The sequence below is a fragment of the Actinomycetota bacterium genome (assembly GCA_009923495.1).
Classification (GTDB): Bacteria; Actinomycetota; Actinomycetes; order S36-B12; family UBA5976; genus UBA5976.
The window spans coordinates 100642-107279 of record RFTJ01000005.1 but is presented as its reverse complement, the minus strand read 5'-3'; the positions used below and the strand labels follow the sequence as shown (position 1 = coordinate 107279).

Here is a 6638-nt window from a genome sequence, read left to right as displayed (position 1 = left end):
CCCAGCCAATTGGCTGGGCACTTTTTATTGGAAGATCAATTGTCTATACGTGAACTGGTGGAATCACACCCATGCGACCAGCCTGAAAATCTTCAACTGCTTGCACAAGTTCCGCATGCGTATTCATAACGAATGGGCCGTAGTGAGCAACTGGCTCACCAATTGGTTTTCCACCTAGAACCAGCACATCGAGTTTCTTGGCAGCGCCATTCTGGGAATTGTCCGCCTGAATCGTGATGGTGTCACCGGTTCCAAAGATTGCCAAAGTTGATTCGGCCAGAGGCGCTTGCTCAACGCCGACAGTTCCGCTGCCGTTTAGCGAATAGACCATGGCATTGAACTCTGGATTCCACGGCAAGTCAACGCGAGCGCCAGGCGACAAAGTTATGTGAGCGTAGGTAATCGGCGTGAAGGTACTGCCCGGACCGACATGACCCGCTAAGTCGCCAGCGATTAATCGAATTACTGCGCCGCCATCGGCACTGGTTAAAAGCTTCACACTCTGTGCCTCAATGCCCTGATACTTGGGCGGGGACATTTTGTGAGCAGCGGGCAGGTTCACCCACAATTGCACTCCATGCATCATGCCACCGTGACGCAGTAAGTACTCGCTTGGTTGTTCGATGTGCAAGATGCCCGAGCCAGCGGTCATCCATTGGGTAGAGCCGTCGGTGATTGTGCCACCGCCACCTGAAGTGTCCTGATGAGATAGTTGGCCATCCATCATGTAAGTCACGGTTTCAAATCCGCGGTGTGGATGCCATGGCGTGCCCTTTGCTTCTTCGGGCTCGAGTTCAAATCCACCCATTTGATCTAGTAACAAGAACGGATCAACATCGCGCATACTGATGCCACCGGGGAATGGTCGACGCACCATGAAGCCTTCGCCCTCAAAAGTTGTTTTTGCCTTGACCAACTTGGCAACTGGCCTTGCAATCGCTAGCGGATTGCCGACACTTACTCTTGGCAGAGTCAATACATTTTCTGGCTGGATTGCAGGCATTTTTACTCCTAGGTTTACTTTCATATTAGTTCAACTTTCAACTACTTGCACAACAAGAAGTATTCCCACTATCAGCGTATATTTGGCAATCACCATGACAGTTGTACTTTTACCCCCTTCTGAAACCAAGAAATCATCGGATTCTGGCCCGAAATTGCGGCTGACTAGCCTGGCCCACCCGACATTAACTGCCAAGCGCGAAATCTTGACCAACCAGCTACAAAAGGTGAGTGCTGGACCGCCGAAAAAGGCCAGAGAGATTTTAGGACTCAGTGCTAAGCAGGATTTTGAATTGGAGCGCAATCAGCAATTGTTTAGCATGGGTACCGCTCGGGCATGGCAGATTTACACTGGCGTGCTCTACGAAGCGCTTGATCCAAGTTCGCTAACCCAGACGCAACTGCAGAAAATTTGTGACCTGACCTTTGTGCAGTCCGCTCTCTTTGGGTTAATTTCGCTAGCTGATGCAATTCCTGCGTATCGACTGTCCGCTGATTCGGTTTTGCCCCAAAAATTCTGCAACGCATGCCATCTGGGCCGCCAAAAGTTGTTTCACATCACAACAAGGCAACTAAAGGCAGAATTCTTCGAGCAATTGCGAAGTCACAAAATTCAATTGACTCGGTTATGGATCTCACCAAAATCATAGGGGCGCTAGGTTTGGATGTCTCGATTCGAAATTCAAGTGCACGACCGAATTGTCAAATACTGGACATAGAAGTAGACATAATCTGAATTTTAGAAGTCGATTTTTCTTGCCGGTTAACCGTGAGAATGAACATCAAGTGGCCAGAGTTGGACATGCCAGCTCATAGTGGAAAGAGGGACTCTTCAGGAGTCTGTTGCTCTGTAATAGTAGCCCCATCATCTCGAAGGACTTTGTCGTAGGCTTCGATAATGTCGGACTTAGCCAGACTCATGTGTGCCACATTCATGCCACTAAGGGAACTAAAGTCAAGGCGGCTAAAGCGTTGGCGAACTTCAGGTACCTTGGGAGAAATGAACCAATAGCTTCCTTGTGTTAGTTGCCAAGGATCTTTTGGTTCAAAATTAGAGCCAACCTGTGCGATGGCAAACTCATGATTTTCCCTGAGATTAGCCATCTCTATTTCGGAAACCCTAGAAAGGTGAGCATGCTTCATTTGAAAATGAGGATGTTCATTTTTCCGTCTAGTTTTCTCCCGGGGTTCATTCTTAAGTTCCCAGATCTGAAAGACAGTGTTGACCTTAGTCTGACCGCTCGGTGTGCGAAATGAATCTGAACAGTTGAAGGATTCCACTAGATGAAACATAGGTGAAATTCGATCTTGAAATGTGTACTTATTAAAACTCATAGGCAAGATGAATGCTATGACATCCGAAAACGAAGCTGCATGATTCATGAACTTCACGGCAACTGCTGCTCGCGCACCAAATGGAGGATTGCCAATAGTCAATATTCGCTGCTTGCTCATTCTTGTTTCGGGAGCCCATTCAAGAAAATCTCCCTTAATTATTTGAGGATTCTGTGGATCTATATCAATGCCAATAGACCTATCGGTTGGAAGAGAGTTTAGAAAAGCGCCATCACCCGCACTCGGTTCGATAATTAGGTCAAAATGGGTTAGCCCAAATCTTGAGTCAACTAAAGAAATGCATTTTTTCGCCAGTTCATTTGAGGTGAAATACTGCTCTTTTTCAACTTGTCTCTTCACTTAATGTCCTTGGCATTCAGCTTATATTGCAGTGTTCCGTCTTTCCACATGGCGAGTGATAAATTATTAAATACTACTGATTTATTTTTTAGAGTAACGTTGATGATTGAACTACCAGGCTTGTATTTTAAGAGCAATTCAACTCCTGGATTTAAGACTTTATTGAAAGCCTGATAAACCGGATGATCCAAGCTGTTGTGAATCTCGATAATCTCACCCTGCTCATTAGCAATTACATCTATGACGAGCATTTCGGGATTGCCAAGAATGAATCGAAGCGCAGAAATGAATACTTCAGCATGTTCTCCACCGGTATCAATTACAGTTTTGCCATAATTAAATAAATCCACGTAAAGCTCCGCTAAGCGATGTTCAGGCTTGTATCCGTGCAATGCAATAAAGTAATCGCCGACTTCTTTTCTTCTAAGCGGGTTGTTTACCTTTCGGGTTCCTTTTCTTGCCTCGTAGGCGTCTAGAAATGGCTTGCTAAGGTACGAGTTGTAGAAATCGTCAGCAGTCTGCTTAAACTTCTTTAACTCCTTCAAGAAGCTTGCACCTTTGTCGCCAAAGAAGGCAATGAATTCCTCGTCCGAGACCGATTCAGAATTCAAGAACATCCGACACAAGGTCGCCCGAGATGACTTACTGCCAAGACTTGATTCAGGACCTTTGTACGCTTTGAGACTGATCGCTAATGTTGTGAGAATTGAATTTCGGTGAATTTCAATTATGAGGTCGGTCGGGTCTCCACTATTTGTTTCATTTCCCACCGTTGACACCTTAATTACGTCCGTGGAACGATTGAGATGGAAGTCTTCTAATCCAATTGCCCTCGGGTCTGAGGTTAACTGTTCAAAAATGTAGACGGCCGAAGCCTCACCCTGCTTAAGTGCTCGTTCAATCTGCGAAGTAGTTAATTCATTTCCTACCCTGGCAATTGCAGCAGCTAGATTGGCTTCCAGTTCCGACTGATTTGTAGCCAGTTCAAAACCATCATTGGCTAGCAGAAGATTTAAAACAGCTGCCGATTTGTATTCCGCTATTAATCCATTGGCACCTTTTTGATTAATAGCCATTTAGCCCCCTTTTGTGCTCTGCCCTTTAGTCAGACTCGGGTTCTCGCATTCTGCGTGGAGTCAAAAGCGATATAAAGAGCAAACAGAGAAGCGCAAAGAGGCCCGTCAGCACATAACGATTTAGCGAAACTAACGGCACAATACTTGCTGGAATGCTGCTAACAACCACTGGCACCTTCCGGGAAGTAATTGTTAACTTCCATGGATCAATAACTGGATTAGCGTCTCCCTTAGTTTGCACCTGAACTGTGTTGTTGGTTCGCTCAACATTAATGATTCGGTGCGCAAACTGAGATCCTGGCTCCCCAAGAATAGGCAACACTGCAATGTCACCTTTTTCTAACGAAAGTCTGTCGACTGGCTTAACTAGCAGTAAATCTCCGCGCTTAAATTCAGGCTTCATGCTGTCGGAAAGAACACGAGAGAAATGAATCTGCTTGACCATGATGTAAGTGGCGCTGGCCACACTCGTTAAAGCTATGCCCATTAAAAGAAAAAGGGTGATTGCGGCAAGTATGGTTCTTTGTTCATTGGCTACTGCTCGCCTTCCTAGTCTTGTTTTTGTTTTTGACCTATACATATATTTTCCTTCTAGTTATGAGTTAGTTGTGATTGCCGCTCGAACCTGAGCTCTGCCAGTTAAAACATTGATTGTGGTGGTCCAGGAGATTTTGGTTGTCTTACCTACTGTGAGTCGAACGGAGAGGCGCGCGTTTGCGCCTATCACAATCGAACTGTTAACAGTTCCGCCAGTACTAGTGCCCAAGTTTGTGATGGTGCCTGAACAAGTGTCAGTCGTTGCATTCCAGGTAGCGCCTACGCATACATCGAAAGTGACCCTGGGTACGTTTTGTCGAGAACTGTTTGGCTCGACTGAACTTAGATTGAAGTTCACTCCAGATAGCGCAACGGTGTTCGGATTGAGCAAATCTAGATATGCCAATTGAGTTCCAGGGGTCGCAATCCAAGTATTCACATAAGGTCCCGGACTAGGCGTTGATCCCGCCGGTGCCAAATATGCCCCCCAGCCGGTACTGGTTACTACCTGGGCTTTACTCGAAGTACCTTTCACTGCAGCCAAACTCGGATTACAAAGCGAGGCGGTGAAAGTAAAGAGAATTGAGAATGCGAGCAACGCAAAACTATTTCTTGCGGAATCTCTCTTTGAATATTCAAACATTACTCACCTCCGGGTAGAGGCTGTGAGCAGGTTTTACCCAGCTCACAGCCTCATTGTCTATTGCAAATTAACTATTGGTTGTGGTGGAGGTTCGCTGCGCTTCGTAAAACAAATACGACAGATTCACTGAACCGTTCTGCACAGTGTTAGCTGGAGGAGTTCCATCAGTAGTGGTCTCGTCCTGATCTGGCAAAGTGACCTTGATCTGCAAATTCAGGCCTGCTAGTGAGGCCAGAGTTGGATTTGCTGCGAAATCTTGTGCTGTCGCGAATGTAGACAGCGGAGTAGCAGATATTTCACTCTGTACCGTTCCACTACAAACACCTGTAGCTACTGTCCAAGTACCCGTGCAGGAGTTAACCGTAACTGTGACTGCTTTGGTAGTTACTGGTGCTACACCATTGGTAATCAGACTTGCTGTACCAGTTGAAGTTATTTTCAGTGACAAAGACTTTGCGTCGAGACTGCCACCATTTGTGAGGTTCACATAACGATTAACTACATCACCAGGTGCGAGGTTAGACACACTCTGACTAAAGCCAACTCCACGATTTGCACTTGTCAGTGACAAGGTTCCGGCACTAGCTGAGTGACTTGCTGAAGCTGTTGCATTTAGTCCAGCAAAAGTGCCAACTCCTACAACTGCCATTAATGATGCTCCGATAAGTCCCATAAGAACTAGTCGCAGCGATCGGGTATTTCGAATGCTTGCTTTCGGCATACTGATTTTCTCCTTTTAGTTCGCAGAATTGCGATTAGTTTTCATAACACCAGTGCTGTCTGGCAAGGTGCTGAAGTTTTGCTCACAATTTGCTTGAGATTTCTGTCAGGACGCTAGCCATAGTGCTAACTCCTGTTTCTGTGAGTTTTCTGCAACACGACCGCAACTTATTCCTAAGGTGAATATTTAAAGCCGAGGTTTTCAATTCGGATGAAGTCAAAATAAAAAGAGAAAGGCAGTGCAGTGCTTCCCCAGATACTCATTGTTAATGACGATAAGGAACTAAGTTCATTAGTTGCTTCAACTTTGCAAGCCGAAGGGTTTAGCACCATTGCGGTTGAATCTGGTCGAGAAGCGATTCAGACCTTTCATAATCATCAGCCTGCTTTGGTCATTATTAGTGCCCGTAATACGGACATGGATGGCTATGAATTGTGCCGGCGCTTGAAGAGTGTTCGCAATGTGCTCATCTTGTTTCTATCCTCAAGGGTTGATGAAATTGATCAGCTAACTGGATTTGCAGCTGGGGCAGACGAATACATGGCCAAGCCATTTTTTCCCCGAGTTTTGGTTGCTCGGGTGAAGTCACTGTTGCGCCGAAATCTCGAGGAAGTATTGCCAGTTTCCCAGTTACGAGTGGGACCAATTCTGCTTGATCTGGAAGAGCGTACGGCTGCCATCTATGGACAAGAAGTGTCGCTAACCAGAATTGAATTTGATCTATTAACGGTGCTGATGGAAAAACCCAAACGCGTTCATTCGCGCGATGAGTTGATGGTACGGGTCTGGGATGGCTGGCATTGTGGTGGCCATGTACTTGAATCGCACCTTTCCCGATTGCGCAGCAAGATTCGCGAACACGGAGGTCCGACAATTGCAGTTGCCGTCCGAGGATTTGGCTACAAACTGGGAATGGAAGCCGACGAACTGGCTCAGGAATTAGTGATTGCTAGCTAGCCAGCAA

General features: G+C 46.1%; 8 protein-coding genes. 2 read left to right on the top strand and 6 right to left on the bottom strand.

Going from position 1 to position 6638, the window contains the following annotated elements; all coding sequences use genetic code 11:
• Positions 1 to 43: 43 nt before the first annotated feature.
• The gene (locus EBS36_03680; GenBank protein NBU32254.1) at positions 44 to 1003 is read right to left on the bottom strand and encodes a pirin family protein; all 960 of its coding nucleotides are present in this window, start codon (positions 1001 to 1003) and stop codon (positions 44 to 46) included.
• A 94-nt stretch (positions 1004 to 1097) separates the two neighbouring features.
• Between EBS36_03680 and yaaA the strand changes: the two genes are divergently transcribed.
• A complete protein-coding gene (gene yaaA / locus EBS36_03675; protein ID NBU32253.1) occupies positions 1098 to 1652 on the top strand; it encodes a peroxide stress protein YaaA in 555 nt (184 codons plus the stop codon).
• A 160-nt stretch (positions 1653 to 1812) separates the two neighbouring features.
• Here the strand turns inward: yaaA and EBS36_03670 are convergent, their stop codons facing one another.
• The 5 genes from EBS36_03670 to EBS36_03650 all read right to left on the bottom strand — a co-directional run bounded on the left by EBS36_03670 (position 1813) and on the right by EBS36_03650 (position 5674).
• On the bottom strand, positions 1813 to 2697 hold the full coding sequence (locus EBS36_03670; GenBank protein ID NBU32252.1) for a hypothetical protein: 885 nt from the start codon (positions 2695 to 2697) through the stop codon (positions 1813 to 1815).
• Positions 2694 to 3773 (bottom strand): hypothetical protein, encoded by a 1080-nt coding sequence (locus EBS36_03665; protein ID NBU32251.1) that lies wholly within the window; start codon positions 3771 to 3773, stop codon positions 2694 to 2696. Before EBS36_03665 ends, EBS36_03670 begins: the two co-directional genes overlap by 4 nt.
• Positions 3774 to 3798: 25 nt before the next feature.
• On the bottom strand, positions 3799 to 4353 hold the full coding sequence (locus EBS36_03660; GenBank protein NBU32250.1) for a signal peptidase I: 555 nt from the start codon (positions 4351 to 4353) through the stop codon (positions 3799 to 3801).
• Positions 4354 to 4368: 15 nt separating this feature from the next.
• Positions 4369 to 4953, bottom strand: a complete 585-nt coding sequence (locus EBS36_03655) for a hypothetical protein (protein ID NBU32249.1) — start codon at positions 4951 to 4953, stop codon at positions 4369 to 4371.
• A 67-nt stretch (positions 4954 to 5020) separates the two neighbouring features.
• Positions 5021 to 5674, bottom strand: a complete 654-nt coding sequence (locus EBS36_03650) for a hypothetical protein (protein NBU32248.1) — start codon at positions 5672 to 5674, stop codon at positions 5021 to 5023.
• A 243-nt stretch (positions 5675 to 5917) separates the two neighbouring features.
• On the opposite strand from EBS36_03650, the gene EBS36_03645 reads away from it, so the two are divergent.
• Positions 5918 to 6631, top strand: a complete 714-nt coding sequence (locus EBS36_03645) for a DNA-binding response regulator (protein NBU32247.1) — start codon at positions 5918 to 5920, stop codon at positions 6629 to 6631.
• Positions 6632 to 6638 lie beyond the last annotated feature (7 nt).

Coding starts and splice junctions, on each gene's coding strand:
- EBS36_03680 (NBU32254.1), bottom strand. CDS start 1,003: ATGCCTGCAATCCAGCCAGAAAATGTATTGACTCTGCCAAGAGTAAGT.
- yaaA (NBU32253.1), top strand. CDS start 1,098: ATGACAGTTGTACTTTTACCCCCTTCTGAAACCAAGAAATCATCGGAT.
- EBS36_03665 (NBU32251.1), bottom strand. CDS start 3,773: ATGGCTATTAATCAAAAAGGTGCCAATGGATTAATAGCGGAATACAAA.
- EBS36_03660 (NBU32250.1), bottom strand. CDS start 4,353: ATGTATAGGTCAAAAACAAAAACAAGACTAGGAAGGCGAGCAGTAGCC.
- EBS36_03655 (NBU32249.1), bottom strand. CDS start 4,953: ATGTTTGAATATTCAAAGAGAGATTCCGCAAGAAATAGTTTTGCGTTG.
- EBS36_03650 (NBU32248.1), bottom strand. CDS start 5,674: ATGCCGAAAGCAAGCATTCGAAATACCCGATCGCTGCGACTAGTTCTT.